This window comes from uncultured Acetobacterium sp. (genome assembly GCF_927416815.1).
In the GTDB taxonomy this organism is placed as follows: domain Bacteria; phylum Bacillota; class Clostridia; order Eubacteriales; family Eubacteriaceae; genus Acetobacterium.
Map to the genome: position 1 here is coordinate 58982 of NZ_CAKMJU010000020.1, position 25522 is coordinate 84503.

Below are 25522 nucleotides of genomic sequence, written 5' to 3' on the forward strand. Positions count from 1 at the left end.
TCCGAATCGGTGATTACGCCGGTTCTTCCTGGTCGGCGGTCATTTTGTTGATCCGTTCATTAGTGATTTTTCGAAACACTGCGTAAAATACGGCAAAGGAAGGAATCCCGAGAATAATCCCCAGGAAGCCAAATAAACTGCCCCCGATAATCATCCCGATCAATACCCATAACCCCGACAAACCAATTGACCCACCTACCACGCGGGGATAAATGACATTGCTTTCAACCTGCTGCAAAACAATAATATAAACCACAAAAATCAGACAGTAAATGGGATTTACCACCAGTAAAATAAAGCCACTGGGGACAGCACCCAGAAAGGCTCCAAAGACCGGAATCACGCTGGTCATGCCAACCATAACTCCAATTAGCAAGGCATAGGGAATCTGCAATATTGCTAAACCAACCGTACACAAGGTGCCCAGAATAAATGCTTCGGTAATTTGGCCGGCAATAAAACCATGAAATACCTGGTTGGCGGTAATGCTGACATCGGAAATAAAATCAGCACGGTCTTTTCTGATATAGGCATAAATCAATTTATCCTTGAGCGTCAATAATTTCTCTTTGTCCGCTAGCAGATAAATGGAAATAACAATTCCCATGATTGCATTAAAGAAACCGACGGTAATGTTTTTTGTAAAATTGAATATTTCCGGTACTGAACTCAGCAACAGACTGCCAAATTGTTCCATCAGAGCATCCCACTCGATGGTGATGTCTGACCACAACGTTGCGGGCAAATTAAAAAACGCCAGGGTGTCATCAATCAAATTATTAAATGAATCAATATAATCAGGTAACTTGACGATCAGCGTATCGACACTTTCGGTGACCTGGGGAATAACAAAGGTAATCAAGCCGGCCAGAATGCCAATCACGAATATGAATGTCAGGGTAATCGCAACCATCCGTTTGCCCTTATTTACATCCCGATTTTTCTTGTTCTTAAAAAGCTTGTTTTTAGTTTCAAAGAGCTTGTTTTTGTTTTTGGGGCGATTCATAAAACCAAGCAAATGCTTTTCAATAAACGACATCGGGATGTTTAAGATAAAAGCAATTCCCAGTCCGATCAGCACCGGTGTAATAATATTCATAAACAGGCCAAAATATCCCAGCAGGTATTTCATGTTGAGAAGCGCCACCAGCAAACAGATTCCAAAGGTAATCAGGAATAGATAATTTCTGAAGGTTTTGTCAGTCATTTCTGTGTTTTTATTTTTCAACTCGTTGTTATTTTCCACCGTGATTCACCGCCTTTTTTATTTATTTTAGCATCAAAGACCATCGTGCACTTAATTTTTATGTTTCCAAGTAAAAAGCATCGCCTGGTTGAGCAATGCTTTTTATGTATCTATAATGATGTATGAAGAACGTGTTAATAAGATTTTATCAAGGTGATTCCACCAATTAGCGGAAGCGGCTTGGCCTCAAGTTGAGCCACATTGATAATCCCGTAAATAGCAAAGCCTAAAAATGCCAGTGGTGCCGCACTAAAAAGAATCGTCGCCACAATCCATCCGATGAAGGGTATCAGGCCGATCACACCACCAACAAAGGTCAAAATCAGCCAGGCCAGAAATAGCACCAAACCCTGATTGGTATGATATCGGGCAAATTGATTGTCACCTGCCGCCAATAAGGGAATCAGAAAAATGATATAGGCAAAGATTGCCATAATTTTGCCATCTTCGGCTTCTTGCTTGTCAATATCAATCATTTCGTTTACCTCCTCTTAAAGATCAGATCGGTAATTAAAACTACGGCCAGATTGAGCCTCAGTTTTTTAATTACTTATACTAGCTACATGATATCACACTAAAAGTTTAGCGGTCAATTGTTATTTTGAGTCCCTGCATTGTTATTCTGAACTTTTTATTAAACTCACCAAAAAAGGAACGCTATTAAAGCGTTCCAAAATTTTTAGCGGGCACTACGTTTTCGTTCCAATTCGCCCAGGACTTTCTTGCGGATCCGGATATCGGTGGGTGTCAGTTCCACCAACTCATCATCGTTGATAAACTCCAGCGCCTGTTCCAACGTCATCAGTCTTGGTTCCACCAGTTTCAGGGCCTCATCGGTTCCTGAAGACCGGACATTAGTCATCTTTTTATTTTTGGTCGGATTAACGGTCATGTCATCACTGCGATTATTAATCCCAATGATCATCCCCTCATAGACCTTGGTTCCCGCCCCGACTAGCATTTCGCCTCGGTCACTTAGGTTAAAGAGTGAGTAAGCCATCGTTTCACCACTAAACTGGGAAATAAGCACACCGTTTTGTCGCTGTGGAATCTCCCCTTTATGGGCTTCAAACTGGGCAAAACGACGCACCATGGTACCTTCACCATGGGTGTCATTGATAAATTCACTCTGATATCCCAGTAAGCCACGGGTTGGCACAAAAAATTCCATTTTAGTCCAGGAATCTTCATTATACATGCTTTCCATCCGACCTTTTCGAATATTGAGCTTGGATATGACTGCACCGGAGTATTTTTCCGGGACGGAGATAATTACCAGTTCCACCGGCTCCAACAACTTGTCATTTTCATCACGATGCATGATTACTTCAGGTTTAGAAACGGCAACTTCATAGCCTTCCCGACGCATGTTCTCCAGTAAAATCGATAAATGAAGCTCACCACGTCCGGAAACCTTAAAGCCGTCAGTCGTGTCTTCCAATTCTTCAACCAATAGCCCAACGTTGACTTCCAACTCTTTTTCCAACCGCGCTCGAATGTGTCGGGTGGTGACAAATTTACCGGAGTCGCCCGCAAATGGTGATTTATTGACCAGGAAGTTCATCGACAAGGTAGGCTGTTCAATCTCAATCAGTTCCATCGGTTGAACCTGATTGATCTCACCAATGGTTTCACCAATTGATATTTCCGGGATTCCCGAGATCACGACAATATCCCCGGCTTTTGCTTCTTTGACTTCGACCCGGGCTAAGCCACGGTAGACGAACACCTGATTGATTTTTTCCTTTTTGAAGCTACCATCGGTTTTACATACTTCGATCTGTTCGCCGGCATGGATGGTTCCAGAATAGACCTTGCCGATCCCCAGACGGCCAATGTAATCGTCGTAAGCTAATGAGGACACCTGCATCTGCAGCGGTTCAAGACTCAGATCATCCTGAAGGCCGACATGTTCGACAATGGTTTCAAAAAGCGGTGCCAGATCAACCCCTTGATCATCCATATCACGAATCGCAATGCCCTCTTTGGCAATCCCGTAAAGCACCGGGAAATCCAATTGTTTGTCATTGGCTTTGAGTTCGACAAATAAATCGAATACCATATCAACGACTTCTTCGGCGCGTTGATCTTTTTTGTCAATTTTATTAATGAACAGGATCGGGTTTAGCCCCTTTTCCAAGGACTTATTCAGGACAAACCGGGTTTGTGGCATTGGCCCCTCACTTGAATCAACTAATAGCACCACCGTATCAACAGTTCTCAGAATCCGTTCAACCTCTGAAGAAAAGTCGGCATGGCCGGGGGTATCGACAATATTGATTTTAATGTCTTTATACATAATGGAACAGTTTTTTGAGTATATGGTGATTCCGCGTTCGCGTTCAAGGTCATTGCTGTCCATTACGCAGTCCACGACCTCCTGATTTTCTCTAAAAACATTGCTTTGTCCTAAAAGGGCATCTACCAGGGTAGATTTTCCGGCATCGACATGGGCGATGACTGCAATGTTAATAATAGGTTGTTTGTTATTCATAAATTCCTGCTTTCTTAATTAATTATGGCGTAACATTGAAAAGTCCTGCAACATTGAATGTCGCAGGACCTTGTAAAAAGTCTGATATTAACGTTTTGAAAACTGTGGTGCACGACGGGCTTTTTTGAGACCGTATTTTTTTCTTTCAACCATACGTGAATCTCGAGTCAAGTATCCGGCACGTTTCAGTGCTGGTCTCAGGTTGATGTCAGCTTCAAGCAAAGCCCGGGAAATCCCGTGTCGGATTGCTCCAGCTTGTCCGGTAAAACCGCCACCGTGTACATTGACAATGACGTCGAATGTGTTTAGTGTATCGGTTAATGTTAAAGGTTGTTTTGCGATAACCTTCAAGGTTTCCATTCCGAAAAATTCATCAATATCACGTCCGTTAATGGTAATTTTTCCACTCCCTGGTAATAATCGAACTCGGGCAACCGAGGTTTTTCTTCGTCCAGTTCCAAAATATTGTACTTTAGCCATTCTCTATATCCTCCTTCTCAGCATTAAAATTCGTAAACTTCAGGCAATTGGGCAGCATGTGGATGTTCGTTGCCAGCATAAACTTTAAGTTTAGTCGCAATTTTATCCCCTAATTTGTTATGTGGGATCATACCCTTCACTGCTTTGAAAACCAAAAGTTCTGGTTTTTCAGCTAAGAATTTTCGGTAGGTCATTTCTTTTAACCCACCGCAATATCCTGAATATGTCTTATATAATTTTTGATCCAATTTGTTTCCGGTTAGCACAATCTTTTCGGCATTAATGATAATAACAAAATCTCCGCAATCCATATGTGGTGAAAAAAATGGTTTATTCTTTCCTCGCAAAATATTCGCAACTTCTGTCGCCAGCCGTCCTAATACCTTACCTTCAGCATCAATCACATACCATTTACGGTCTATTTCATGAGATTTGGCCATTTTTGTGGCGTTCGCATTCATCTCAAAAATCCTCCTCAGTTAATAATTTCTTTATTTTTTATCTATTGGTTTTCCGATAAGTGGGAGTTATCAGAAATCGTTTTTTATCGTATCGGGGCTAGTGATACATTAACGTCCATCGTTAATTCTATAGCATCTTCCCGGGTGTGTCAAGTTATTTATGCCCATTCGCACATTATTTTATTATATCTAATAAAATACTTCCTTTAAATAAAGACCATGGGCCGGAGCGGTAATTCCAGCCATGCTACGATCTTTACCTTTAATAATCGCTTTGATATCCTGAGATTTTATTCGGCCATAGCCAACTTCATACAAAGTTCCCACAATAATCCTCACCATATTATACAAAAATCCATTTCCGGTAAAGGTTATTTCCCATAAATTGTCTTTATTGGTAAATGAGATTTCGGTAATCGTACGCACAGTAGTCTTGATCGAGCTGCCACTGGCCATAAAAGCCGTAAAGTCATGCTCACCTAAAAAACTGGTAGCTGCCTCTTCCATAACTGCCCAGTCCAGGGTTCGGGGTACATAAAAGGCCAAATCGGCCAGAAAGGGGCTGGCCACCGAACTGGTCAGCATTTTATAGAGATAGCTTTTACCTTTAGCATGGTAACGACTATGAAAGTCAAGCTTACCCGCCCTGCTGCTGATCACCCGAATGTCTGCTGGCAGACGAGTATTCAGAGCCCGGTACCATTGCTCCGGTGGGATCGTCGCAGCGGTAAAAAAATTGGCATGCTGCCCCAAAGCATGAACTCCGGCATCGGTTCGACCGGAACCAGTCAGATTGACCGCTTCGCCAGTGAGCTCGCTGATCGCTTTGGTAATCACTTCCTGAATACTAAGTCCATTTGGCTGCACCTGCCAGCCGCAATAATTGGTTCCCCGATAACTGATGATCAGCTGAATGTTTTTCATTTCCAGCCTCGCCCCTTAAATTGGGAACCCTAAGGGAATGTTTATCATGGTAGTCAGATAAAGACCAACAATCATCATAACCATCAGTACCAGGCTGGCATGATCGCGGAATTCGAAGGCCAATTGTTTCATCCGGGTTCTATTCTCGCCGCCCCGGTAACAGCGGGCTTCCATCGCTGTGGCCAATTCGTCGGCTCTGCGAAAAGCGGAAATAAACAGCGGAATCAGAATCGGAATCAGGTTTTTAGCCCGGGAAATAATGCTGCCGGTCTCAAAATTTGCCCCTCTGGCTTTTTGAGCCTTCATTATTCGCTCAGTTTCTTCCATCAAGGTAGGAATAAAGCGCAGCGCAATCGACATCATCATCGCCAGTTCATGCGCATAGCGGCGCACAAAGGGAATAAAGCGCATGCACCACTCCATCCCATCAGTTAGATCAATCGGAGAGGTAGTCAGCGTCATGATACTGGTACCAACCACCAGAAAGATCAGCCGCAGTGCCATATAAGTTGCCACTTTCAAACCCTCTAGTGTGACGCTTAGCGGTCCCAAAGTCGCGATAGTGGTTCCTGGGGTCATAAACAGATTTAACACCACTGTCAGCATGATAATTAGCACCAAACCCTTAATTCCCCGGATAATATACCCCACCGGAATTTTTGAAAGCAAGGTAATGGTTGCCAGAATCAAAAACGTGGCTAAATAACCCCATAGATTATTCAAAAAAAACAACATCACAACAAATGCTGTGGTAAATAGTATCTTTGTCCGGGGATCCAACTTATGAATAACCGAACCAGTTGGATAATACTGACCAATTGTAACATCTTTTAACATTCTACTATCCTCTTATGACTTTGAGAATTTCTTTCTTGGCGGCTTCCACCGTAAAGATATCTTCTCTGATTTCTGGATACTTTTCTTTCAGGCGTCGCATCAGATAGGTTACCTGTGGTACTGCCAGACCAATGCTCTCGAGGGTGGAGATCTCCGTAAAAACACGATTAGGTGTATCGAAAAAGACCACCTCACCTTCGTTGATCACCAGAATCTTATCAACCATTTTGCCGATATCTTCCATACTATGAGAGACCAGCACAACAGTGATTTGTTTCTGGGTGTGTAGTGACTTGATCTGCGCCAGTATTTCTTCACGTCCGCGGGGATCAAGCCCGGCGGTCGGTTCATCGAGGATCAGCACCGACGGTTCCATCGCCAAAACACCGGCAATTGCGACCCGCCGCATCTGTCCACCGGATAATTCAAATGGTGATTTGTCTTTGATCGCATCAAAATCCAGACCAACCATTTTGATCGATTGTCTGACCCGCTGATCAATCTCATCCTCACTAAGCCCCTGATTTTTAGGACCAAAGCCGACATCTTTCTGAACCGTTTCTTCAAACAGCTGATGCTCCGGGTACTGAAATACCAAACCAACATGGTGTCTAAGCTGAATCAGTTCTGATTTTTTTGTTTCAAAGATATCTTTACCATCCACTAGAACGGTGCCAGAAGTAGGCGTTAATAAACCGTTAAGATGCTGGATCAGGGTTGACTTACCTGAACCAGTATGACCGATGATACCAATAAAACTGCCATTTTCAATGGTGATGCTGATATCCTTTAGTGCTCTAAATTCAAAGGGCGAACCTTCAGAATACGTGTGTGAAAGATTTTTTATTTCTACTGACATAGCGCATTCACCATCTCCTCAATGCTTAAAACATCATCCGGTATTTTAAGTCCTTCACCGCGCAGCTCATAAGCTAATTCCGTCATTTGCGGCACATCCAGACCAATCTCTTTAAGACGTTTGACCTGTTTGAAAATCGTCCGCGGTTCGCCTTCCATCACAACCTTACCCTTGTCCAGCACAATGACTCGATCCGCATCGACAATTTCTTCCATAAAATGGGTGATATGAATCACCGTCATCGCTTTATCGCGGTTTAGCCGCTTGATCGTTTCCATAACCTCGCGGCGTCCCGATGGATCAAGCATGGCTGTCGGTTCATCAAAAATGATACACTCCGGTTCCATCGCCAGAATGCCGGCAATGGCAATCCGCTGCTTTTGTCCCCCTGATAATTGGTGCGGTTTCTGATGGGCATAGGCTTGCATCTCGACAACAGCCAGGGCGCGGTCGACCCGCTCTCTAATTTCCAAGGGTGGTACTCCCAGGTTTTCCGGTCCAAATGCCACATCCTCTTCAACGATCGTGGCGACCAGTTGATTATCTGGGTTCTGGAAAACCATCCCCGCGGTCTGACGGATCGTCCAGAGATTTTGATGATCCTTAGTATTAAGCCCACTGACAATCACATCACCCTGGCTGGGAAAGATGATCGCATTGAGTAATTTGGAAAGGGTAGATTTCCCGGAACCATTGTGTCCGATGATTCCGACAAACTCACCTTTTTCAATGTGCAAACTGACGCCGTTCAAAGCATGAACTGCCTCATTTTCGTTATGATGTGGGTATGAGAAGTAAACATCTCTCACGTCGATCATTTTGTTTTTAACATCCATCGTCACTCGTTTTCACCTTCTTTGGTGTTAAATCATAAGATTTGCAATATAAGAAAGGGATTAAGCGTAAACAACATCTTAATCCCCTTTTTGCATCTTAAATTATACTAATTCAATTATAGCCATTTCTGCGCCGTCGCCACGACGTGGACCCACCCGATATATTCGCGTGTAGCCACCGTTTCGTTCAGTATATTTAGGTGCTATTTCATCAAACAATTGTTTGACCACTGCTTCTTGAGTGATATATGAAATTGCCTGTCTTCTGGCATGTAAGTCGCCTCTTTTACCTAAAGTGACCATTTTATCTGCTATTCTTTTAACTTCCTTCGCTCTGGTTACGGTTGTTTCAATTTTACCGTGTTCTAAGAGGGCAGTGGTAAGATTACGCAATAATGCTCTTCTTTGATCAGAGGGACGGCCTAGTTTTCGATATCCCGCCATAGTGTTACTCCTTTGCCTTTTCTTCTTCTTGACTCAAGGACAATCCAATCTCTGCTAGCTTGTGCTTGATCTCATTAAGAGATTTGCGACCGAGGTTACGAACTTTGATCATATCCTCTTCGCTTCGTTGTGTTAGTTTTTCAACTGTATCAATATTCGCTCGTCGTAGACAATTACTGGATCTTACGGAAAGTTCCAGCTCTTCAATTGACATTTCGCGAATCCGTTCTTTTTCACTTTCTTCTTTTTCTACCATGATTTCCACAGTAGTGGCATGTTCAGTTAAATTAATAAACAAGTTGAGATGTTCACTTAAAACCTTGGCTGCCAAAGAAAGTGCTTCTTCCGGGGTTGTTGTTCCATCTGTCCAGATATCAATGGTTAATTTATCAAAGTCGGTAATTTGACCAACTCGGGTGTTCTCCACTAAGAAATTAACTTTAATGATTGGAGAAAAGATTGAGTCCATTGGAATGGTTCCAATTGGCATGCCCGGATATTTATTTTTATCTGCCGCTACATAACCACGACCCTTTTCGATCCGCATTTCCATGTTTAAGGTTGAACCTTTTGACAAGGTAGCAATATGCATCTCCGGGTTGAGGATGTCCACGTCAGAGTCGGCGATGATATCACCTGCGGTGATTTCACCTTCTTCTGTTGCTTCAATGTAAATAACCTTTGGCTCATCGGTGTAGATTTCTGCCGCCAGACCTTTAAGATTCAAGAGAATTTCGATAACATCCTCTTTTACCCCGGGTATGGTTGAAAATTCGTGCAATACGCCTTCAATTTTTACTGATGTGACTGCCACACCGGGTAGGGATGACAGCATTATTCTTCTCAGACTATTACCAAGGGTAGTTCCATATCCCCGTTCTAAAGGTTCAATGACAAACCGCCCGTAGGTATCGTCGTCTTTTTTATCAACAATTTCGATGACTGGTTTCTCGAATTCGATCATTTATCAGACCCTCCTACTTATTTATAATCCATACATTAACATGAGGGTTAATTGGTTCCCGAACATGTAGCCTATTTAGAATACAATTCAACAATAAGATGTTCAGCAATTTCGACATCTAAGTCTTCTACTGCCGGTCTGCCAATGACTTTTCCTGATAGTGTTTCAACATCTTTAGACAACCAAGGTGCCACGGTTCTATTTTCAGTCACTTCTAAAATGTCTTTGAATTTTTGAGATTTTTTACTCTTTGGTCGAACTTCAATCACATCGCCATCTTTCATGATATAAGAAGGGATATTGAGTTTTTTGCCGTTGATCAGGAAATGTTCATGATCGACAAGCTGACGGGCTTCCTTCCGGGAAGTTGCCAAACCCAATCGATAGACAACATTGTCCAACCGTGATTCTAAATGAATCAACAGGTTATGACCAGTAATTCCTTTTTGCTTTTCAGCAATTTCAAAGTATCCACGGAATTGTTTTTCCAGTACCCCGTAAATACGTTTTGCTTTTTGTTTTTCTCGCAATTGCAGGCCATATTCAGATAATTTTGTTCGTCTTTTACCGTGTTGGCCTGGTGGTGTTGGACGTCTTTCGAACCCACATTTATTGTTTGAATAACAACGTTCGCCCTTCAGGTACAATTTTGCACCTTCGCGTCGACATTGTCGGCATGATGCTTCTATATTTCTTGACATATTTTTCGCCCTCCTGTTATACTCGTCGTCGCTTAGGTGGTCGACAACCGTTATGTGGAATAGGCGTTACATCGCGGATCAGGGTAATTTCCAATCCAGCCGCCTGTAAGGCTCGAATTGCTGCCTCACGTCCAGAACCAGGGCCTTTGACTAAAACTTCAACGCTTTTAAGTCCATGCTCCATGGCTGCTTTTGCTGCTTCTTCTGCTGCCATTTGAGAAGCAAAAGGAGTGCTTTTACGCGAACCTTTAAAGCCTAATCCACCAGAACTTGCCCATGAAAGAGCATTTCCTGACATATCTGTAATGGTAACAATGGTATTGTTGAAAGAAGATTGAATATGGGCCTGGCCACGTTCAATATTCTTTTTGACTTTTTTAACTTTTCTTCGTGCTTTTTTAACTGCCATTCTTTAGCCCTCCTTATTTCTTCTTACTGACGAGACGTTTAGGACCTTTTCGAGTTCTGGCATTCGTTTTAGTCTTTTGCCCTCTAACAGGAAGTCCTCGACGATGGCGTAATCCTCTATAAGATCCAATTTCTATCAATCGTTTGATGTTTAAGTTAACTTCTCGACGAAGATCACCTTCAACAGTGTATGTATCAATCGTATTTCGCAGATCATTCACTTCTGTTTCAGTAAGATCTTTAACTCTGGTATCAGGATTGATATTTAAAGTTTTTAAGATTTCTAAAGATGTTGAATGTCCAATACCATAAATGTAAGTTAATCCAATTTCTACCCGCTTATCTCGGGGCAAATCGACTCCGGCAATTCTTGCCATAGGGTGTGTACCTCCTAAATTGTTTTCTAAATGCTGGTGCGCCAATCAAAGTTAGTGACGTAACTTGATTAAAACCCAGGGTGTTTTTATGTTATGAACATGACTAAAATTGCCGCGGTCATGTTCTTTTTTTCTGGACTCGACGGTTTAACCTTGTTTCTGCTTGTGTTTTGGATTTTCGCAAATTACCATAACACGACCATTTCTCTTAATAATTTTGCATTTTTCACAAATCGGTTTTACTGATGGTCTAACTTTCATTTGTATGCCTCCTTTATGATTTCCCTTTTCCACGCCATACGATACGCCCGCGGGTCAAATCATATGGGGATAATTCAACAACTACCTTATCTCCCGGTAAAATTCTTATGTAATTCATGCGAAGTTTTCCCGAAATATGTGCAGTTATCTGATGTCCATTTTCCAATTCAACTAAGAAAATAGTGTTTGGTAATGACTCAATAACTGAGCCTTCTACCTCGATAACATCTTTTTTGGCCATTGATCAAACCTCCTCACGATTCTCATCCCCAATACCAACAGGCATGTGATAGGATTCGAGTATTTTTCTTAACTCAGCGTTAGTTATCATTGTTCCATTTAATATTTTATCACGAATATCTGCGGCAATGTGATTCGTCTTCGCCAAGTGTTTGACCTTTTTTTTCTTTGGATTACTCACTTTACGAAGCTTTCCATTCGATACAATGGTGAAATGGTCGTCCACCACCTCAATAACCACCATAAACTGACCCTTATCACGGCCAGCTGTAGAACGAACCACTTGTCCAATTTTAAATTCATTCATCCAGCACCAACTTAAATGACTGTCAAAAGTTCAGGCTCACCGGTACCGGTAATCAGAACTGTATGCTCATAATGTGAAGAGAGCTGACCATCTGTCGTTACCACCGTCCAGCCGTCTTTTAGAGTCATCACGTCATAGGTTCCGGCATTCACCATTGGTTCAATGGCCAGGGTCATCCCCTGGCGCAGCCGTGGACCTCGTCCTTTTGGGCCATAATTAGGAATCGGTGGGTCTTCATGCATTTGCTTTCCAACCCCATGACCAACATAATCACGGACAACGGAAAATCCGTTCTCCTCGACATAAGTCTGAATAGCATTTGAAATGTCTGACAACCGAAAGCCATCCTTCGCGTAAGCAATACCGCGATAAAATGACTCCCGGGTAACTGCGATCAGTCGTGCGGCTTCATCGGAAATGGTGCCGACTCCATGCGTAACGGCAGCATCGCCAACGTAGCCCTGATAGGTTGCGCCGATATCAACACTGATGATGTCACCTTCTAGCAACCTTCTCTTTTGCGGAATACCGTGGACAACCACCTCATTAATTGAAGCGCAGATCGAATTTGGAAATCCGCCATAGCCTTTAAATGTAGGTATCGCCTCAGCCTCCCGAATGTACTGTTCAACTGCCTGATCGAGTTCTTGTGTCGTTACCCCAGGTTTGATCATTTTTGCTACTAAGGCATGTGCGCCTGCCACAATTTTTCCGGCATGACGCATTAGATCAATTTCCTTATGGGATTTTATGGTTATCATCTTTTCTTAACTCCACTAAGGATTTCTTGAATGTTTGCAAATACATCATTCATGTGCTGCAATCCATTAATATTGATGATCTTTTGTTTGTCTTCGTAAAATTCAATTAATGGCTCGGTCTGATCCTGATATACTTGAATCCGTTTCTTAACTGTCTCAACCTGGTCGTCATCGCGCTGGTATAATGGTGTGCCGTCTAAATCACAGACACCTTCAACCTTAGGCTTGCTGTACTTAATATGATAGGTTGCATGACAGGTCGGACAGATTCGCCTTCCTGAAACACGTTCAATCAAAATGTCAAATGGTACCTCCAGGTTAATTGCAAAATCGAGCTCGCAACTGCGCGTGGCATTGATTCGACATAAGGATTCGGCCTGGTAAACAGTCCGTGGAAATCCATCAAGTAAGTAGCCATAGCCAGCTGTCTGTACATCATCATGGGTCAAACGGTCAGCAACCATATCAACAACTAGTTCATCTGGTACTAAAAGGCCTTGAGCCATATACTCTTTTGCCTTTTGTCCAAGCGGTGTATCTTTACTCATGTTTTCTCGAAAGAGATCGCCGGTTGAAATATGTGGGATCTTATAGGCCTGACAGATACGCTTAGCCTGAGTCCCTTTGCCTGCTCCCGGAGGTCCTAATAATACAATTTTCATTTTCACTTAACTCCAGTTCATTTTAAGATTTTAAAAATCCCTGATGGTGTCTCATCATCATTTCTGCTTCAATCTGCTTAACCGTTTCAAGGGCTACCCCAACAACAATCAGCAAACTTGTTCCGCCGAATTGAAGATTGACACCCATAAAATTACCTACAAAAATAGGAATAACAGCAATGATCGCTAAGAAGACGCCACCAAATAATGTTAATCGGTTCATAATTCTCGACAAGTACTCTACGGTTGGTTTCCCCGGTCTGATCCCGGGAATATAACCGCCTTGTTTTTTGATATTTTCTGCAATATCAAACGGATTGAATGTTACAGCTGTATAGAAATAGGTAAATGCAATAATTAAGGTGATATAAATAATATTAGTAAGCCAGGATCCCCAGGCTAAATAAGTTGAAATAAAATTAGCAAAGGCCGAAGTCGGGAAAAAACTGGCAATGGTGGCCGGGAATAAGGTCAATGAACTTGCAAAGATGACCGGAATAACCCCTGCCATATTCACTCGCATCGGAATGTGAGTGGTTTGTCCGCCATACATTTTTCTGCCAACAACCCGTTTTGCATATTGAACTGGGATCCGCCGTTGACCCTCTTGAACTGCCACGACGCCAAATACAACAACAACAATGAAAACAATAAAGACAATCAAGGTGATCGGATTTAATGTGCCAATTGCCACATACTGATACATTTGGGCAATCGCAGCTGGGATCTGGGAAATAATGCTGACAAAGATAATCAAAGAGATCCCATTACCGATGCCATTTTCTGTAATTTGTTCACCCAGGTACATTAAGAATGCAGTTCCTGCGGTAATACACAAAACGACTGTAAACACGGTAAAGGTGGTTCTTTCTATTAGCAAATCGCCGAAAGATAAGCTCATCCCCAACGCCTGGATTAGTGCCAGCACGATGGTCAGGTAACGGGTGTACTGAGCCAGCTTCTTCCGTCCTTCTTCACCTTCTTTTTGAAGCGCTTCCAATGCCGGAATTGCAAATGCCAAAAGGTTCATGATAATTGAAGCATTGATATACGGGGTGATGCTCATAGCAAAAATAGTGAAATTACCAAAGTTACCACCGGATATAATATCAAACAGACCAAAAATCCCACTATCATTGACGAGTTGGCTTAGCTGTGCGGTATCAATAAATGGAACCGGTATGAAGGATCCCAAACGATATACAAACAGCAGGACTAGGGTAATGATTATCTTTCGTCGCAGATCTGGAATTTTCCAAGCATCCTTCAAAGTAGAGATCATCTTAGATCACCTCTACCTTTCCTCCTCCAGCGAGAATTTTCTCCTCAGCTGATTTGCTGATTTTATGTGCTTTGATGGTGAATGCCTTTTCAACTTCTCCGTTTCCAAGGATTTTCAGTCCATCATTCAATTTTCGGACGAATCCGTATTCCAGCAATAGTTCCGGGGTAATTACGGTGTTTGCATCGAATGCATTCAGCTCTCCCACGTTGACAATTGCATAAGTTTTTTTGAATCGGGCGTTTGAGAAACCACGTTTTGGTAAACGACGTGCCAAGGGCATTTGTCCACCTTCAAAACCTGGCCGAACACCACCACCAGAACGTGATTTTTGTCCATCCTGTCCACGACCAGCAGTTTTACCAAGACCAGAACCAGTACCGCGTCCTTTTCTCTTGGGTGCCTTTTTTGAACCTGGGGCTGGACTTAAAGTATGTAACTTCATTTTGACACCTCCTATACTTCTTTTACTTCGAGCATGAAATCTGTTCGATGTATCATGCCACGAATCTGAGGTGTATCATTATGCGTTACGGTCTGGCCAATTTTTTTTAGGCCTAAAGCTTCGATCGTTGCCCGTTGTTTCGGGTTGCGACCAATCAAACTTTTCTTGAGTGTAATTTCTAATTGCTTAGCCATAATGATTCCTCCTAATCTAAAATTTCTTCAGGTTTTTTGCCGCGTTTGGCTGCTACTTCTTCAAGCGTAGTCAGTTCTGCAAGGCCTGCCATTGTAGCATTAACCATGTTACGGGCATTGTTTGATCCTAAAGATTTAGTACGAATATCTCTGATTCCAGCGAGTTCGAGTACCGCCCTGACAGGTCCACCAGCAATAACTCCAGTACCTTTTCCAGCCGGTTTTAATAATACATGTCCTGCACCAGATTCACCATTGACTAAGTGAGGAATGGTTGTTCCAACCATTGGCACTTTGATCAGTGATTTTTTTGCCGAGTCGATACCTTTACGAATTGCATCTGGAATTTCCATTGCTTTTCCTTTACCGACGCCAACATGACCGTTTTCGTCTCCAACAATCACAAGACAGCTGAATCTGAAGTTACGACCACCTTTAACAACCTTAGTTACGCGGTTGATGGCAACGACTTTTTCCTTCAAATCTAATGTACTTGGATCGATTTTTTTGTTTTGCATCAAATGACCTCCTTTACTTAGAATTTCAGGCCGGCTTCACGAGCGCCATCAGCCAATTCTTTTACTCTACCATGATATACATAACCGCCTCGATCAAATACTACTGCTTCAATACCTTTTTCAAGAGCACGTTTGGCAATGGCCTGACCTACGGCTTTAGCTGCTGCTTTATCTCCACCTTTTGACAATTGACCTTTAAGATCAGAGTCATTGGAAGAAGCAGAAACCAAGGTGATACCTTTAGTATCATCTATAATTTGCGCATATATATTTTTATTACTTCTAAAAACGTTTAAGCGTGGTCTCATTTCAGTTCCAGAAACTTTGTTTCGGACCCGAAAGTGACGGGCGATACGGATTTTATTTTTAACGGGTTTCTTAATCATCGAGTTTTACTCCCTTCATCATCTTTGACGGGCTAGCAGGTTATTTACCTGTTTTACCTTCTTTGCGTCTAATTACTTCGTCAGAATATCGTACCCCATGACCCTTGTAAGGCTCTGGTGGGCGTTTCGCTCGAATATTGGCTGCATGAGCACCCACGGCTTCTTTGCTAATGCCTTTAATAACGACTTTGGTATTGGTTTCCGGAACCGCTTCGACACCTTCAGGATCTTCCATCTCAACTGGATGCGAATACCCTAAATTCATGACTAGCTTGCTTCCTTTTTTTTCTGCTCTATATCCTACTCCACTGATTTCTAAGGTTCTTGTAAAGCCGGCACTGACACCAGTAACCATGTTTTGAATTAAAGCGCGAGTTAAACCATGAAGCGATTTATGCAGCTTACTTTCAGATGGTCGGGTGACAACGACTTCGCTCTCTTGAACATCGATGATGACATCAGGATGAAAAGTTCTAACGAGTTGTCCTAATGGACCTTTGACAGTCAAAGTCTGACCGTCTTTTTTTATGTCGACTCCTGGGAGGATTGCAACGGGTGCTTTTCCTACTCTTGACATCTATTTACCTCCTGTCTTAATTTGTTACCAAACGTAACATATCACTTCGCCGCCAACGCCGGCTTTTCTTGCTTTTTTATCTGTCATTACGCCTTTTGATGTAGAAACGATGGCAATGCCAAGGCCGTTAAGTACCTTTGGCACATCGTCTTTACCGGCATATACTCGTAAACCTGGTTTGGAGATTCTTTTAATGCCTGCTACGACACGACTTTTGTTTTCTCCGTATTTGAGTGCAATTTTTATGACACCTTGCTTTTCATCGGCAATGTAATCAACTTTATTAATGTAACCTTCTTCTAAAAGAATTTGAGCAATTGCTTTCTTTTCTTTTGAAGCAGGCATCTCAACAGTTTTATGACCTGCATCATTTGCATTTCTGATGCGTGTTAACATATCCGCAATAGGATCAGTCATAACCATACTCGGTACCTCCTTTTCTTTGCCAGTGTTTTTTACCAGCTTGCTTTTCTTACGCCTGGGATCTCGCCTTTATATGCTAATTCTCTAAAACATATACGACAAATACCGAATTTCTGTAACACAGAATGTGGTCGTCCACAAATTCGGCAACGTGTATATGCCTGAGTTGAATACTTTGCCTTGCGTTGTTGTTTTTCTTTCATCGCTTTTTTTGCCACTGTATCGTCCTCCTTATGCTCTACTGAATGGAATGCCAAGCAGTCTTAACAATTCGTGAGCTTCTTCATCGGTATTTGCCGTAGTGACAAACATGATATCCATGCCTCGAACCTGTTCAACCTTGTCATAATCAATTTCAGGGAAAATGAGTTGTTCTTTGATACCAAAAGCATAATTACCGCGTCCGTCAAAGGACTTGTTGGACAAGCCTCTGAAGTCACGTACTCGAGGAAGGGCAACGTTGAATAACTTATCGGTGAATTCGTACATACGAACACTTCTTAAAGTTACTTTCGCGCCAATGTTCATGCCTTCTCGGACTTTAAAGTTGGCTACTGACTTTTTCGCCTTTGTAATTACTGGTCGTTGACCGGCAATAATTCCAAGGTCAATCACTGCGGCTTCTAAAGCTTTAGAGTTGTCTTTGCAATCTCCTAAACCCATATTGAGTACAACTTTTTCTAGTTTAGGAACTTCCATGATATTTTTATATTGAAATTTTTCCATCATCGCTGGAATCACTTCAGTAAGATATTTATCTTTTAATCTGGGCATATTGGTCCTCCTTCCCGAAATTAATTACTAAATGTTTCATTACATTTTTTACAAAATCTGACTTTTTTTCCATCATTTAAAACTTTATGTCCGGTTCTGACACCCTTATCACATTTGCCGCAGTAGAGTAATACATTAGAAGCCTCAAGTGCGCCTTCTTGTCTTATTATTCCACCCTGTTGCATTTGTTGTGTTGGTTTCTGGTGTTTCGTAACCATATTTACATTTTCCACAAGGACTTTTCCATCTTTAGGATAAGACTGAATCACTTTTCCCTTTTTTCCTTTGTCCTTACCGGAAATTACCATTACAATGTCATCTTTTTTAATATGCATCTTTCATTTCCTCCTTAAAGTACTTCAGGAGCCAAAGATACGATTTTCATGTATTTCTTGTCCCTTAACTCTCTTGCGACAGGTCCAAAAATACGTGTACCTTTTGGGTTTTTATCATCTTTTATAAGAACCGCTGCATTCTGATCAAATTTGATGTAACTGCCATCGTCTCTTCTAATTCCGCTTTTTGTTCTAACGACAACGGCTTTAACAACGTCGCCCTTTTTTACATCGCCACCGGGTGCAGCACTTTTAACAGCACACACGATGATGTCTCCGATATTTGCATATCGACGACCGGAACCACCAAGAACTCGGATGCACAGTAATTCCTTTGCACCGGTATTATCTGCTACTTTCAGTCTCGTTTCTTGTTGAATCATCCGAAATACCTCCTTCCGCACATTGACTTATAGTGCTTTTTCTACGATTTCTACTAATCTCCAGCGTTTGTCTTTGCTGAGTGGTCTGGTTTCCATTATTTTAACGGTATCACCGATATTACATTCGTTTTGTTCGTCATGGGCTTTGAACTTTACAGTGTGTTTCACTCGTTTTGAGTAAAGTGGATGTTTTACAAAACTTTCGACAGCAACAACAACGGTTTTATCCATTTTATCACTGGTCACTTTACCGATTCGAGTTTTTCTGTAACCTCTTTCTTCCATAAGCTAAACCTCCTTATCTATTGGTTTATTATGCTTCATCCGACTTCATGACACGTTCCTGGATAATTGTCTTAATCCGTGCATAAGTCTTCTTAACTTCTTTAATCCGCATTGGGTTTTCCAACTGGCCTGTCGCATGTTGAAATCGGAGGTTGAATAATTCTTCCTTCAGATCACCCAATTTTGCTTCAAGTTCTAGCGTTGTTAATTCTCTTAATTCACTTGGTTTCATGCTTCATCACCCACTTCTTGTGCTTCCTGATCTTTACGAGTGATAAACTTCGTTTTAATCGGCAATTTATGTTGAGCAAGACGCATGGCTTCCCGAGCTACTTCCTCAGAAATTCCGGCGATCTCAAACATGACTCTACCTGGTTTTACCACTGCAACCCAATACTCTGGAGACCCTTTACCGGAACCCATTCGAGTTTCTGCTGGTTTTTGTGTGACCGGTTTATCAGGGAATATTTTAATCCAAACCTGGCCACCTCTTTTAATATATCTGGTCATAGCAATACGGGCAGCTTCGATCTGATTAGCAGTAATCCATGCTGGCTCCAATGCTTGAATAGCGAAATCTCCGTAGGTAATCTTGTTACCACGAAGGGCTTTTCCTTTCATACGACCTCTATGTTGTTTTCTACGTTTTACACGTTTAGGCATTAACATATGCGTTGGCCTCCTCTCTTAGTTTTCTGTCCTGTTAGTAGGAGCTTTTCGGCGCGGTGCACTTTTTTTCGCTTTGGCGTCATCTTCAGCTGTTACCGCTAAAATATCTTCGCGTCCAGTTAAAATCTCGCCTTTATTAACCCAAACCTTGACACCGAGTTTACCATAGGTAGTATCCGCTTCGGCAAAGCCATAGCTAATATCAGCTCGGAGGGTTTGCAGGGGAACCTGACCTTGGGCATAATGTTCATTACGTGCCATTTCAGCACCGTTTAAACGGCCGGCTACAGCAGTTTTAATTCCCTTAGCGCCAGCTCTCATGGTTCGCTGCATGGTTTGTTTCATTGCCCGTCGGAAAGAAATTCGTCGTTCCAGCTGCGCGGCAATGTTTTCTGCTACTAATTGAGCATCCATATCAACATTTTTTACTTCAACAATGTTAATAAAGACAGTTTTCTTGGTCATTTTTTCAAGTTCAAGACGTAACGCATCAATACCTGCACCACCACGACCAATAATCATGCCCGGCTTTGCTGTATAAATATGAATCTTTACCTTATTACCAAAACGTTCGATGACAATCTTAGAAATGCCCGCCTGGTATTGATTTACTTTTATATATTTACGAATATCATAATCTTCAATTAAACAATCTGCAAAATCTTTGTTGTTAGCAAACCATTTTGCATTCCAGTCCTTAATAACGCCAACTCTTAATCCGTGAGGATTGACTTTTTGACCCATCTATGCCCTCCTTACTCTTTTTCTTTTAATACGGCTGTAATATGAGACGATCGTTTTCTGATAATTGTTGCTCGTCCCTGTGCACCCGCTCTGAATCGTTTTAGTGTTGGACCCTGATTGGCATAAATCTGATCGATATATAAGTTTTCAGGGTTCATGTTAAAATTATTTTCAGCATTTGCTAAAGCAGATTTTACAACTTTGTCAATTATTTTAGCTGCCTTATTTGGTGTTAATGCTAGAATACTTAATGCTTCTCCAAGACTTTTGCCTCGAATTAAATCAGCCACTAATTTAGCCTTTCTGGATGAAACACGTACATATTTAGCTGTCGCTCTTGCTTCCATTCGTATACCTCCTTCTGGCTATCTTAATTTAGATTTCTTTTCCCCAGCATGACCTCTAAAGGTTCTGGTTGGCGCAAACTCTCCAAGTTTGTGTCCGACCATATCCTCGGTAACATAAACTGGAACATGTTTTCTGCCATCATGTACGGCGATGGTGTGTCCTACCATTTGTGGGAAAAGTGTAGAGCTTCTCGACCAGGTCTTCAGCACATTCTTTTCACCTTTTTCGTTCATTGCTTCGATGCGTTTTAGTAACTTTTCGTCACAAAAAGGTCCTTTTTTTAATGATCTACCCATTATTCAACCTCCTCTCGGTTCGTATCTTATATGGTTGAGTGCTTATTTTTTATTTCGTGATCTTACGATATATTTATCGGAAGGTTTGTTTTTCTTACGTGTCTTATAGCCAAGTGCCGGTTTACCCCATGGCGTAACTGGCCCAGAACGTCCGATTGGGGCACGTCCTTCACCACCACCGTGTGGATGGTCACATGGATTCATTACCGAACCACGGACAGTTGGGCGGATCCCCATATGACGTTTACGACCAGCTTTACCGATTCGGACATGCTGATGATCGAGGTTTCCAACTTGACCAATGGTTGCGCGACATTCAATTCGAACCAGTCGCATTTCGCCTGAAGGCAATCGCAGGGTTGCGTAATTTCCTTCTTTAGCCATCAGCTGAGCGCTGGCTCCGGCGGAACGAACCATTTGAGCACCTTTGCCGTTTTTAAGTTCAATACAGTGAACCGTTGTACCAACGGGAATGTTTTTCAGTGGCAAACAGTTACCAATGGTAATATCTGATTCTGGTCCAGAGAAAATAACATCGCCTACCTTTAACTTGAGTGGTGCAATAATATAACGTTTTTCACCATCTGCATAGTGAACCAGTGCTATATTTGAGCTTCTATTTGGATCATATTCAATCCCGGCAATTTTTCCGGGGATGTTATCTTTATTTCTTTTGAAGTCAATAATTCTGTATTTTCTTTTCGCTCCACCACCATGATGTCTGACGGTAATGCGGCCATATGCATTACGACCAGCATGTTTTTTAAGTGGCTTCAGCAAGGATTTCTCAGGCTCATGCTTGGTGATTTCCTCGAATGTATTGACGCTCATATTTCGACGTCCTGGGGACGTTGGTTTATACTTTCTAATACCCATTAATCGCTACCTCCTTTTTTTGTATGCTTCTCGGGTTGTAGTCTCGTTTGTTTGCTTATACGCCTTCGAAGAATTGGATACCCTTACTTCCAGGTGTTAATTTCACGATTGCTTTTTTCCAATCTGATCTTCGACCAACGAAACGTCCGGTTCTTTTTAGTTTGCCCTTCATATTCATGGTGCTCACTTTTTCGACTTGAACACCGAATATGACTTCTACCGCATTCTTAATTTCAATTTTATTCGCTCTTTTATCCACTTTAAAGGTGAATTTCTTTTCTTCGGCATCAGCCATACTACGTTCGGTAATAATTGGCTTGATAATAATATCGCGAGGATTTTTCATTATGCGTATACCTCCTCAATTTTTTGTAATGCTTCCTGAGTCATGATCAACACGTCATATTTTAACATATCATATACATTTAATTCGTTGACAGTGGTGGTTGCAACTTTTGGAATATTGTTTGCAGAACGGATAATTGCTTCGTTGTTTTCCGGAAGTACAATCAAGGCTTTTTGAGCATTGATATTGTTCAGCACGGCAATCATTTCTTTGGTTTTTGGAACATCCATTACCAATTGATTTAATATCCGAAGTTCATTTTCCTGAGCCTTTGCTGAAAATACAGATTTCATCGCTAAGGCTTTAACTTTTTTGTTAACCTTTTTGCTGTAATCTCTTGATTTTGGTGCAAAGATCACACCGCCGCCCTTCCATAATGGAGATCGGATGGTACCGGCACGAGCCCGGCCTGTTCCTTTTTGTCTCCAGGGTTTACGACCACCGCCACGGACTTCTGATCGAGTCAAGGCGGAACGTGTTCCCTGTCGTCTATTTGCAAGCAGTGCGACCACTACTTCATGTACTACGTGTTCGTTGGGTTCGATTCCGAAGATTCCTTCGCTTAATTCGACATCACCAACAACATTTCCTTTTACATCTAAAACGTCAATTTTAGGCATTTGATTTCCTCCTTTCAGGCTTGATTTTTTTATGCTTTAACACTGCTTTTAATTGTAATAAGTGCTCCTCTAATGCCTGGTACCGCACCCTTGATTAAGAGTACATTGTTTTCTGCATCGACTTTAACAACTTCCAAATTAACTGCAGTTACATTTTTGTTTCCCATTTGGCCAGGAAGTTTCTTACCCTTGAATACTCTTGAAGGCGAAGAAGATGCTCCCATGGAACCTGGTCGACGGTGATATTTGGAACCATGAGCCATTGGTCCTCGGGATTGGTTATGTCGTTTAATAACCCCCTGGAAACCCTTACCCTTTGATGTTCCTGAAATATCAACCCGTTCACCAGCTTCAAACACATCAGCCTGAATTAATTGACCGGTTTCATAACTTGCATAATCATCAAGTTTGAATTCCCGGATTACTTTTTTATACTCAACACTGTTTTTGTCATAGTGGCCTTTTAGTGGTTTAGTCATGCGTCGTTCTTTAACTTCACCAAAAGCCAATTGCAGTGCTTCGTATCCATCCGTTTCGATGGTTTTCTTTTGAAGCACAACACAAGGTCCTGCTTCAACCACGGTAACTGGAATAACTGTTCCGTTTTCTGTGAAAATCTGGGTCATTCCAATTTTTCGTCCGATAATTGCTTTTTTCATTATTTCCTCCTAAAATATCATTGGATTGCTGTGCAATCATAATACCAATGGGGTCTATAGTTTGATTTCTATATCAACGCCTGCTGGTAAGTTCAATCGCATTAATGCGTCTACGGTTTTTGGTGTTGGGTTTAAAATGTCAATTAACCGTTTGTGGGTGCGCATTTCAAATTGCTCTCTGGAATCCTTATACTTATGTACTGCCCGAAGAATCGTGATGATTTCTTTGTCTGTTGGCAGTGGCACTGGACCTGATACGCTCGCACCTGTTCTCTTTGCTGTTTCAACAATTCGCTCAGCAGATTGATCTAGTAATTTGTGATCAAATGCTTTTAATCTGATTCTAATCTTTTGTTTTGCCATACCTAAATTTTACCTCCTTATCAATTTTTACTCGTCATTTAGGTACTCCAACTACTCGTCAACCCATCCGGGTGTTTCATTGTTATTTTTTTTAGCAAAATGATCCTTCATTTTGCATAAATAATATGATTCTAAGCAGTTGTCGTCCGATTCAAAGATCGTGACATACTCCATGAGAAAAACCTGCCTAAGGCGACAGCAACCTCTCACTTCATCGCAGAGTGTCAACCTTTCACATTATACAAGAAAAAAACGCCCTTGGCAAGCGTTTTTTCATATTTCACAATATTTTTCAATTTTATTTTCCCTTAGGCCAATATCTCAGCTGGCGGCGTATCCAGAAAGTAAATTCCTGTTCCCTGAAGACCAAGGTGGGCGGCCAGAACACAGCCAATCGGAACTGGCTCGATCTGCTTAACTCCCATCAGTCGCAGTGCTGCCTGATAATCTTCGACCGGCTTCATCGACCCGGTATAGGCAATACCAACGTTCTGATCGAGATAACCAACAATGTTCTCAGCAGTCTTATCAATAATCGCTTTTTGGGCTTTTTTTGTCCCCCGGGACTTGCCGATAATTTTCAACTCGCCGTCTTCTACCGAAACGATCGGATGAATCTTCAGGAAGCCGCCAACGACAGCCGTACCCTTAGATACCCGCCCGCCCATATAGAGCCAGTTTAGATCTTCAATACTAAAATAAAAATGAGCATGGGGAATGAATTTGACAGCTGCTTCAGCCAGATAGTCCAAGTCTTTTCCCTGGTCGATCAGCTTTAGCAGCTCTACCGCAATCAAGCCAATACTGCCGCCGCTGTGAAGACTGTCGACGATCCGACACATAAAATTGGGATACTTTTCGATCACATCCTTTAGAACCAGACAACCCGTTTCATAGCTCCCTGATAGCTTTGAGGTAAAGGCGAGATAAAGGCACTCTATATTATTTTTTGCGCAATCTTCAAAGTATTCCATGAAGTCCCCCGGATTTACCTGAGAGGTGGTCGGGACTATTCCCTGCTCCATAAATTTATTCATGCCATCCAGGTCAATTTCCCGTTTATCCCGATAAGACACACCTTCAATAATAACATTCAGCGATACCATATCGAGACTGGGATGATTCACAAAGTCTTTTGGTAAATCGCACATACTGTCAACTAAAAGTCTAATCATTTCTCACTTCTTTCTAAATTGCAGCCAGCAATTTTCAACTTATCTGTATAAAATCAGCAATTCTCTAAGCTCTTATTCTACCACTATCTTTAAATTTTAACAATATCGAAGTAAAAAAACCGCCCTCGTAAGGACGGTTCATATTTATCAGAAATTGGACTCCGCTTCACAGATTTTTCAGAAATTTAAGATTCATTCAGATATTTCTTTCAAAATCTGCCTTTGCTTCGTTATCGTTCGCCCGCTAACGCTCTTTGCTCACTACCAATTTTTTATCAAAAATCGGACTCAGCTTCAATCGGCCAAAATTTTGGCTACGACACCAGAACCAACGGTACGTCCGCCTTCACGAATCGCGAAACGTAAACCTTCTTCGATCGCGATTGGGGTGATCAAAGTGATTTCCATTTGCACGTTATCGCCAGGCATTACCATTTCTACGCCTTCTGGTAATTTGATGATACCAGTTACATCGGTTGTTCTGAAGTAGAACTGTGGTCGGTATACGTCTTAACCAAAGAAGAAGGCGGACGTCATACCCCATTCTTCGACGGATACCGAC

The 25522-nt window shown here is 41.9% G+C and carries 43 protein-coding genes and 1 pseudogene; 1 reads left to right on the forward strand and 43 read right to left on the reverse strand.

Annotated features, from left to right (window positions below):
• Positions 1-13: 13 nt before the first annotated feature.
• From QZ998_RS03295 to tuf, 43 genes and pseudogenes are all read right to left on the reverse strand, one after another.
• A complete protein-coding gene (locus QZ998_RS03295; protein ID WP_296557984.1) occupies positions 14-1246 on the reverse strand; it encodes an AI-2E family transporter in 1233 nt (410 codons plus the stop codon).
• A gap of 134 nt (positions 1247-1380) precedes the next feature.
• On the reverse strand, positions 1381-1722 hold the full coding sequence (locus QZ998_RS03300) for a hypothetical protein (protein WP_296557985.1): 342 nt from the start codon (positions 1720-1722) through the stop codon (positions 1381-1383).
• A gap of 203 nt (positions 1723-1925) precedes the next feature.
• Complete coding sequence (gene typA / locus QZ998_RS03305; protein ID WP_296557986.1) at positions 1926-3740, reverse strand: translational GTPase TypA; 1815 nt, start codon at positions 3738-3740, stop codon at positions 1926-1928.
• Between the two features lie 87 nt (positions 3741-3827).
• Complete coding sequence (gene rpsI / locus QZ998_RS03310; protein ID WP_296557987.1) at positions 3828-4220, reverse strand: 30S ribosomal protein S9; 393 nt, start codon at positions 4218-4220, stop codon at positions 3828-3830.
• A gap of 23 nt (positions 4221-4243) precedes the next feature.
• Entirely contained in the window at positions 4244-4681 is a 438-nt protein-coding gene (rplM, locus tag QZ998_RS03315; protein ID WP_296557988.1) for a 50S ribosomal protein L13, read from the reverse strand.
• Positions 4682-4870: 189 nt separating this feature from the next.
• Positions 4871-5605 (reverse strand): tRNA pseudouridine(38-40) synthase TruA, encoded by a 735-nt coding sequence (gene truA, locus QZ998_RS03320; RefSeq protein WP_296557989.1) that lies wholly within the window; start codon positions 5603-5605, stop codon positions 4871-4873.
• 15 nt (positions 5606-5620) lie between these two features.
• The gene (locus QZ998_RS03325; protein WP_296557991.1) at positions 5621-6442 is read right to left on the reverse strand and encodes an energy-coupling factor transporter transmembrane component T; all 822 of its coding nucleotides are present in this window, start codon (positions 6440-6442) and stop codon (positions 5621-5623) included.
• Positions 6443-6446: 4 nt separating this feature from the next.
• Positions 6447-7301 (reverse strand): energy-coupling factor transporter ATPase, encoded by an 855-nt coding sequence (locus QZ998_RS03330; protein ID WP_296557993.1) that lies wholly within the window; start codon positions 7299-7301, stop codon positions 6447-6449.
• Positions 7292-8137 (reverse strand): energy-coupling factor transporter ATPase, encoded by an 846-nt coding sequence (locus tag QZ998_RS03335; RefSeq protein WP_296557995.1) that lies wholly within the window; start codon positions 8135-8137, stop codon positions 7292-7294. Before QZ998_RS03335 ends, QZ998_RS03330 begins: the two co-directional genes overlap by 10 nt.
• Before the next feature lie 102 nt (positions 8138-8239).
• Positions 8240-8581, reverse strand: coding sequence for a 50S ribosomal protein L17 (gene rplQ, locus QZ998_RS03340; RefSeq protein ID WP_026393609.1), 342 nt, complete (start codon positions 8579-8581; stop codon positions 8240-8242).
• 4 nt (positions 8582-8585) lie between these two features.
• Positions 8586-9545: a DNA-directed RNA polymerase subunit alpha gene (locus tag QZ998_RS03345; RefSeq protein ID WP_296558002.1), complete on the reverse strand. Its 960-nt coding sequence runs from the start codon at positions 9543-9545 to the stop codon at positions 8586-8588.
• 71 nt (positions 9546-9616) lie between these two features.
• Complete coding sequence (rpsD, locus tag QZ998_RS03350) at positions 9617-10246, reverse strand: 30S ribosomal protein S4 (protein ID WP_296558004.1); 630 nt, start codon at positions 10244-10246, stop codon at positions 9617-9619.
• A gap of 16 nt (positions 10247-10262) precedes the next feature.
• Positions 10263-10655: a 30S ribosomal protein S11 gene (gene rpsK / locus QZ998_RS03355; RefSeq protein WP_026393612.1), complete on the reverse strand. Its 393-nt coding sequence runs from the start codon at positions 10653-10655 to the stop codon at positions 10263-10265.
• Positions 10656-10668: 13 nt separating this feature from the next.
• Positions 10669-11031 carry a 30S ribosomal protein S13 gene (gene rpsM / locus QZ998_RS03360; protein WP_026393613.1) on the reverse strand — a complete coding sequence of 121 codons (363 nt, stop codon included), beginning with the start codon at positions 11029-11031 and terminating at the stop codon, positions 10669-10671.
• A gap of 147 nt (positions 11032-11178) precedes the next feature.
• Positions 11179-11292, reverse strand: a complete 114-nt coding sequence (gene rpmJ / locus QZ998_RS03365) for a 50S ribosomal protein L36 (RefSeq protein ID WP_013382261.1) — start codon at positions 11290-11292, stop codon at positions 11179-11181.
• Positions 11293-11305: 13 nt separating this feature from the next.
• Entirely contained in the window at positions 11306-11533 is a 228-nt protein-coding gene (gene infA / locus QZ998_RS03370; protein ID WP_070369950.1) for a translation initiation factor IF-1, read from the reverse strand.
• A gap of 3 nt (positions 11534-11536) precedes the next feature.
• A complete protein-coding gene (locus QZ998_RS03375; RefSeq protein WP_296558012.1) occupies positions 11537-11839 on the reverse strand; it encodes a KOW domain-containing RNA-binding protein in 303 nt (100 codons plus the stop codon).
• 11 nt (positions 11840-11850) lie between these two features.
• Entirely contained in the window at positions 11851-12600 is a 750-nt protein-coding gene (map, locus tag QZ998_RS03380) for a type I methionyl aminopeptidase (RefSeq protein ID WP_296558014.1), read from the reverse strand.
• Positions 12597-13262, reverse strand: coding sequence for an adenylate kinase (locus tag QZ998_RS03385; RefSeq protein WP_296558015.1), 666 nt, complete (start codon positions 13260-13262; stop codon positions 12597-12599). Before QZ998_RS03385 ends, map begins: the two co-directional genes overlap by 4 nt.
• Before the next feature lie 22 nt (positions 13263-13284).
• On the reverse strand, positions 13285-14544 hold the full coding sequence (gene secY / locus QZ998_RS03390; protein ID WP_296558017.1) for a preprotein translocase subunit SecY: 1260 nt from the start codon (positions 14542-14544) through the stop codon (positions 13285-13287).
• A gap of 1 nt (position 14545) precedes the next feature.
• A complete protein-coding gene (gene rplO / locus QZ998_RS03395; RefSeq protein ID WP_111887942.1) occupies positions 14546-14989 on the reverse strand; it encodes a 50S ribosomal protein L15 in 444 nt (147 codons plus the stop codon).
• An 11-nt stretch (positions 14990-15000) separates the two neighbouring features.
• Positions 15001-15183, reverse strand: coding sequence for a 50S ribosomal protein L30 (rpmD, locus tag QZ998_RS03400; RefSeq protein WP_070369944.1), 183 nt, complete (start codon positions 15181-15183; stop codon positions 15001-15003).
• An 11-nt stretch (positions 15184-15194) separates the two neighbouring features.
• On the reverse strand, positions 15195-15701 hold the full coding sequence (gene rpsE, locus QZ998_RS03405; protein ID WP_296558021.1) for a 30S ribosomal protein S5: 507 nt from the start codon (positions 15699-15701) through the stop codon (positions 15195-15197).
• A gap of 17 nt (positions 15702-15718) precedes the next feature.
• A complete protein-coding gene (gene rplR / locus QZ998_RS03410) occupies positions 15719-16087 on the reverse strand; it encodes a 50S ribosomal protein L18 (protein WP_296558022.1) in 369 nt (122 codons plus the stop codon).
• 40 nt (positions 16088-16127) lie between these two features.
• Positions 16128-16664 carry a 50S ribosomal protein L6 gene (gene rplF / locus QZ998_RS03415; RefSeq protein ID WP_296558023.1) on the reverse strand — a complete coding sequence of 179 codons (537 nt, stop codon included), beginning with the start codon at positions 16662-16664 and terminating at the stop codon, positions 16128-16130.
• Positions 16665-16688: 24 nt separating this feature from the next.
• Positions 16689-17087 (reverse strand): 30S ribosomal protein S8, encoded by a 399-nt coding sequence (rpsH, locus tag QZ998_RS03420; RefSeq protein WP_111887947.1) that lies wholly within the window; start codon positions 17085-17087, stop codon positions 16689-16691.
• A 32-nt stretch (positions 17088-17119) separates the two neighbouring features.
• Positions 17120-17305 (reverse strand): type Z 30S ribosomal protein S14, encoded by a 186-nt coding sequence (locus tag QZ998_RS03425; protein ID WP_084504860.1) that lies wholly within the window; start codon positions 17303-17305, stop codon positions 17120-17122.
• 13 nt (positions 17306-17318) lie between these two features.
• Positions 17319-17861, reverse strand: a complete 543-nt coding sequence (gene rplE, locus QZ998_RS03430) for a 50S ribosomal protein L5 (protein ID WP_296558027.1) — start codon at positions 17859-17861, stop codon at positions 17319-17321.
• Between the two features lie 20 nt (positions 17862-17881).
• Positions 17882-18196 (reverse strand): 50S ribosomal protein L24, encoded by a 315-nt coding sequence (gene rplX, locus QZ998_RS03435; protein ID WP_296558030.1) that lies wholly within the window; start codon positions 18194-18196, stop codon positions 17882-17884.
• A 14-nt stretch (positions 18197-18210) separates the two neighbouring features.
• A complete protein-coding gene (gene rplN / locus QZ998_RS03440; protein WP_026393627.1) occupies positions 18211-18579 on the reverse strand; it encodes a 50S ribosomal protein L14 in 369 nt (122 codons plus the stop codon).
• Positions 18580-18606: 27 nt separating this feature from the next.
• A complete protein-coding gene (gene rpsQ / locus QZ998_RS03445; protein WP_111887950.1) occupies positions 18607-18864 on the reverse strand; it encodes a 30S ribosomal protein S17 in 258 nt (85 codons plus the stop codon).
• 28 nt (positions 18865-18892) lie between these two features.
• Positions 18893-19096 carry a 50S ribosomal protein L29 gene (gene rpmC / locus QZ998_RS03450; RefSeq protein WP_296558035.1) on the reverse strand — a complete coding sequence of 68 codons (204 nt, stop codon included), beginning with the start codon at positions 19094-19096 and terminating at the stop codon, positions 18893-18895.
• Positions 19093-19533 (reverse strand): 50S ribosomal protein L16, encoded by a 441-nt coding sequence (gene rplP / locus QZ998_RS03455; protein WP_026393630.1) that lies wholly within the window; start codon positions 19531-19533, stop codon positions 19093-19095. The genes rpmC and rplP overlap by 4 nt, the downstream gene beginning before the upstream one ends.
• A gap of 18 nt (positions 19534-19551) precedes the next feature.
• The gene (gene rpsC / locus QZ998_RS03460) at positions 19552-20277 is read right to left on the reverse strand and encodes a 30S ribosomal protein S3 (RefSeq protein ID WP_070369935.1); all 726 of its coding nucleotides are present in this window, start codon (positions 20275-20277) and stop codon (positions 19552-19554) included.
• 11 nt (positions 20278-20288) lie between these two features.
• Positions 20289-20624, reverse strand: coding sequence for a 50S ribosomal protein L22 (gene rplV, locus QZ998_RS03465; protein WP_026393632.1), 336 nt, complete (start codon positions 20622-20624; stop codon positions 20289-20291).
• 18 nt (positions 20625-20642) lie between these two features.
• Positions 20643-20921, reverse strand: a complete 279-nt coding sequence (gene rpsS / locus QZ998_RS03470; protein ID WP_026393633.1) for a 30S ribosomal protein S19 — start codon at positions 20919-20921, stop codon at positions 20643-20645.
• A gap of 42 nt (positions 20922-20963) precedes the next feature.
• On the reverse strand, positions 20964-21797 hold the full coding sequence (gene rplB, locus QZ998_RS03475) for a 50S ribosomal protein L2 (protein ID WP_296558041.1): 834 nt from the start codon (positions 21795-21797) through the stop codon (positions 20964-20966).
• A 55-nt stretch (positions 21798-21852) separates the two neighbouring features.
• Positions 21853-22143, reverse strand: a complete 291-nt coding sequence (rplW, locus tag QZ998_RS03480; RefSeq protein ID WP_026393635.1) for a 50S ribosomal protein L23 — start codon at positions 22141-22143, stop codon at positions 21853-21855.
• A complete protein-coding gene (gene rplD, locus QZ998_RS03485) occupies positions 22143-22763 on the reverse strand; it encodes a 50S ribosomal protein L4 (RefSeq protein ID WP_296558044.1) in 621 nt (206 codons plus the stop codon). Before rplD ends, rplW begins: the two co-directional genes overlap by 1 nt.
• A 29-nt stretch (positions 22764-22792) precedes the next feature.
• Positions 22793-23422, reverse strand: a complete 630-nt coding sequence (rplC, locus tag QZ998_RS03490) for a 50S ribosomal protein L3 (RefSeq protein ID WP_296558046.1) — start codon at positions 23420-23422, stop codon at positions 22793-22795.
• A gap of 54 nt (positions 23423-23476) precedes the next feature.
• Positions 23477-23785, reverse strand: coding sequence for a 30S ribosomal protein S10 (gene rpsJ, locus QZ998_RS03495; RefSeq protein ID WP_014357213.1), 309 nt, complete (start codon positions 23783-23785; stop codon positions 23477-23479).
• A 308-nt stretch (positions 23786-24093) separates the two neighbouring features.
• Complete coding sequence (locus tag QZ998_RS03500) at positions 24094-24960, reverse strand: DegV family protein (RefSeq protein ID WP_296558048.1); 867 nt, start codon at positions 24958-24960, stop codon at positions 24094-24096.
• Between the two features lie 294 nt (positions 24961-25254).
• A pseudogene (gene tuf, locus QZ998_RS03505) lies at positions 25255-25464 on the reverse strand (elongation factor Tu); the annotation flags it as partial.
• Here tuf and QZ998_RS03510 point away from each other — a divergent pair.
• Positions 25453-25522 (forward strand): hypothetical protein (locus QZ998_RS03510; protein WP_296558049.1); only part of this gene is annotated, 70 nt, incomplete at its 3' end. The pseudogene tuf and the gene QZ998_RS03510 sit on opposite strands and share 12 nt — an antisense overlap.

Coding starts and splice junctions, on each gene's coding strand:
- QZ998_RS03500 (WP_296558048.1), bottom strand. CDS start 24,960: ATGATTAGACTTTTAGTTGACAGTATGTGCGATTTACCAAAAGACTTT.
- rplQ (WP_026393609.1), bottom strand. CDS start 8,581: ATGGCGGGATATCGAAAACTAGGCCGTCCCTCTGATCAAAGAAGAGCA.
- rpmJ (WP_013382261.1), bottom strand. CDS start 11,292: ATGAAAGTTAGACCATCAGTAAAACCGATTTGTGAAAAATGCAAAATT.
- rplD (WP_296558044.1), bottom strand. CDS start 22,763: ATGCCTAAAATTGACGTTTTAGATGTAAAAGGAAATGTTGTTGGTGAT.
- rpsC (WP_070369935.1), bottom strand. CDS start 20,277: ATGGGTCAAAAAGTCAATCCTCACGGATTAAGAGTTGGCGTTATTAAG.
- rplN (WP_026393627.1), bottom strand. CDS start 18,579: ATGATTCAACAAGAAACGAGACTGAAAGTAGCAGATAATACCGGTGCA.
- rplO (WP_111887942.1), bottom strand. CDS start 14,989: ATGAAGTTACATACTTTAAGTCCAGCCCCAGGTTCAAAAAAGGCACCC.
- rpsQ (WP_111887950.1), bottom strand. CDS start 18,864: ATGGAAGAAAGAGGTTACAGAAAAACTCGAATCGGTAAAGTGACCAGT.
- rpsJ (WP_014357213.1), bottom strand. CDS start 23,785: ATGGCAAAACAAAAGATTAGAATCAGATTAAAAGCATTTGATCACAAA.
- rpmD (WP_070369944.1), bottom strand. CDS start 15,183: ATGGCTAAGCAATTAGAAATTACACTCAAGAAAAGTTTGATTGGTCGC.
- infA (WP_070369950.1), bottom strand. CDS start 11,533: ATGGCCAAAAAAGATGTTATCGAGGTAGAAGGCTCAGTTATTGAGTCA.
- QZ998_RS03375 (WP_296558012.1), bottom strand. CDS start 11,839: ATGAATGAATTTAAAATTGGACAAGTGGTTCGTTCTACAGCTGGCCGT.
- rplW (WP_026393635.1), bottom strand. CDS start 22,143: ATGAAAAATCCTCGCGATATTATTATCAAGCCAATTATTACCGAACGT.
- typA (WP_296557986.1), bottom strand. CDS start 3,740: ATGAATAACAAACAACCTATTATTAACATTGCAGTCATCGCCCATGTC.
- rplR (WP_296558022.1), bottom strand. CDS start 16,087: ATGATTAAGAAACCCGTTAAAAATAAAATCCGTATCGCCCGTCACTTT.
- truA (WP_296557989.1), bottom strand. CDS start 5,605: ATGAAAAACATTCAGCTGATCATCAGTTATCGGGGAACCAATTATTGC.
- rpsM (WP_026393613.1), bottom strand. CDS start 11,031: ATGGCAAGAATTGCCGGAGTCGATTTGCCCCGAGATAAGCGGGTAGAA.
- secY (WP_296558017.1), bottom strand. CDS start 14,544: ATGATCTCTACTTTGAAGGATGCTTGGAAAATTCCAGATCTGCGACGA.
- QZ998_RS03385 (WP_296558015.1), bottom strand. CDS start 13,262: ATGAAAATTGTATTATTAGGACCTCCGGGAGCAGGCAAAGGGACTCAG.
- rpsH (WP_111887947.1), bottom strand. CDS start 17,087: ATGGTTATGACTGATCCTATTGCGGATATGTTAACACGCATCAGAAAT.
- rplB (WP_296558041.1), bottom strand. CDS start 21,797: ATGGGTATTAGAAAGTATAAACCAACGTCCCCAGGACGTCGAAATATG.
- QZ998_RS03325 (WP_296557991.1), bottom strand. CDS start 6,442: ATGTTAAAAGATGTTACAATTGGTCAGTATTATCCAACTGGTTCGGTT.
- rpsI (WP_296557987.1), bottom strand. CDS start 4,220: ATGGCTAAAGTACAATATTTTGGAACTGGACGAAGAAAAACCTCGGTT.
- rpsK (WP_026393612.1), bottom strand. CDS start 10,655: ATGGCAGTTAAAAAAGCACGAAGAAAAGTTAAAAAAGTCAAAAAGAAT.
- rpsE (WP_296558021.1), bottom strand. CDS start 15,701: ATGCAAAACAAAAAAATCGATCCAAGTACATTAGATTTGAAGGAAAAA.
- QZ998_RS03345 (WP_296558002.1), bottom strand. CDS start 9,545: ATGATCGAATTCGAGAAACCAGTCATCGAAATTGTTGATAAAAAAGAC.
- QZ998_RS03300 (WP_296557985.1), bottom strand. CDS start 1,722: ATGATTGATATTGACAAGCAAGAAGCCGAAGATGGCAAAATTATGGCA.
- QZ998_RS03330 (WP_296557993.1), bottom strand. CDS start 7,301: ATGTCAGTAGAAATAAAAAATCTTTCACACACGTATTCTGAAGGTTCG.
- rplP (WP_026393630.1), bottom strand. CDS start 19,533: ATGTTAATGCCTAAACGTGTAAAACGTAGAAAACAACATAGAGGTCGT.
- rpsD (WP_296558004.1), bottom strand. CDS start 10,246: ATGTCAAGAAATATAGAAGCATCATGCCGACAATGTCGACGCGAAGGT.
- rpsS (WP_026393633.1), bottom strand. CDS start 20,921: ATGGGTAGATCATTAAAAAAAGGACCTTTTTGTGACGAAAAGTTACTA.
- rpmC (WP_296558035.1), bottom strand. CDS start 19,096: ATGAAACCAAGTGAATTAAGAGAATTAACAACGCTAGAACTTGAAGCA.
- QZ998_RS03335 (WP_296557995.1), bottom strand. CDS start 8,137: ATGGATGTTAAAAACAAAATGATCGACGTGAGAGATGTTTACTTCTCA.
- rplX (WP_296558030.1), bottom strand. CDS start 18,196: ATGCATATTAAAAAAGATGACATTGTAATGGTAATTTCCGGTAAGGAC.
- map (WP_296558014.1), bottom strand. CDS start 12,600: ATGATAACCATAAAATCCCATAAGGAAATTGATCTAATGCGTCATGCC.
- rplM (WP_296557988.1), bottom strand. CDS start 4,681: ATGAATGCGAACGCCACAAAAATGGCCAAATCTCATGAAATAGACCGT.
- rplC (WP_296558046.1), bottom strand. CDS start 23,422: ATGAAAAAAGCAATTATCGGACGAAAAATTGGAATGACCCAGATTTTC.
- rplE (WP_296558027.1), bottom strand. CDS start 17,861: ATGCCCAGATTAAAAGATAAATATCTTACTGAAGTGATTCCAGCGATG.
- rplV (WP_026393632.1), bottom strand. CDS start 20,624: ATGGAAGCAAGAGCGACAGCTAAATATGTACGTGTTTCATCCAGAAAG.
- rplF (WP_296558023.1), bottom strand. CDS start 16,664: ATGTCAAGAGTAGGAAAAGCACCCGTTGCAATCCTCCCAGGAGTCGAC.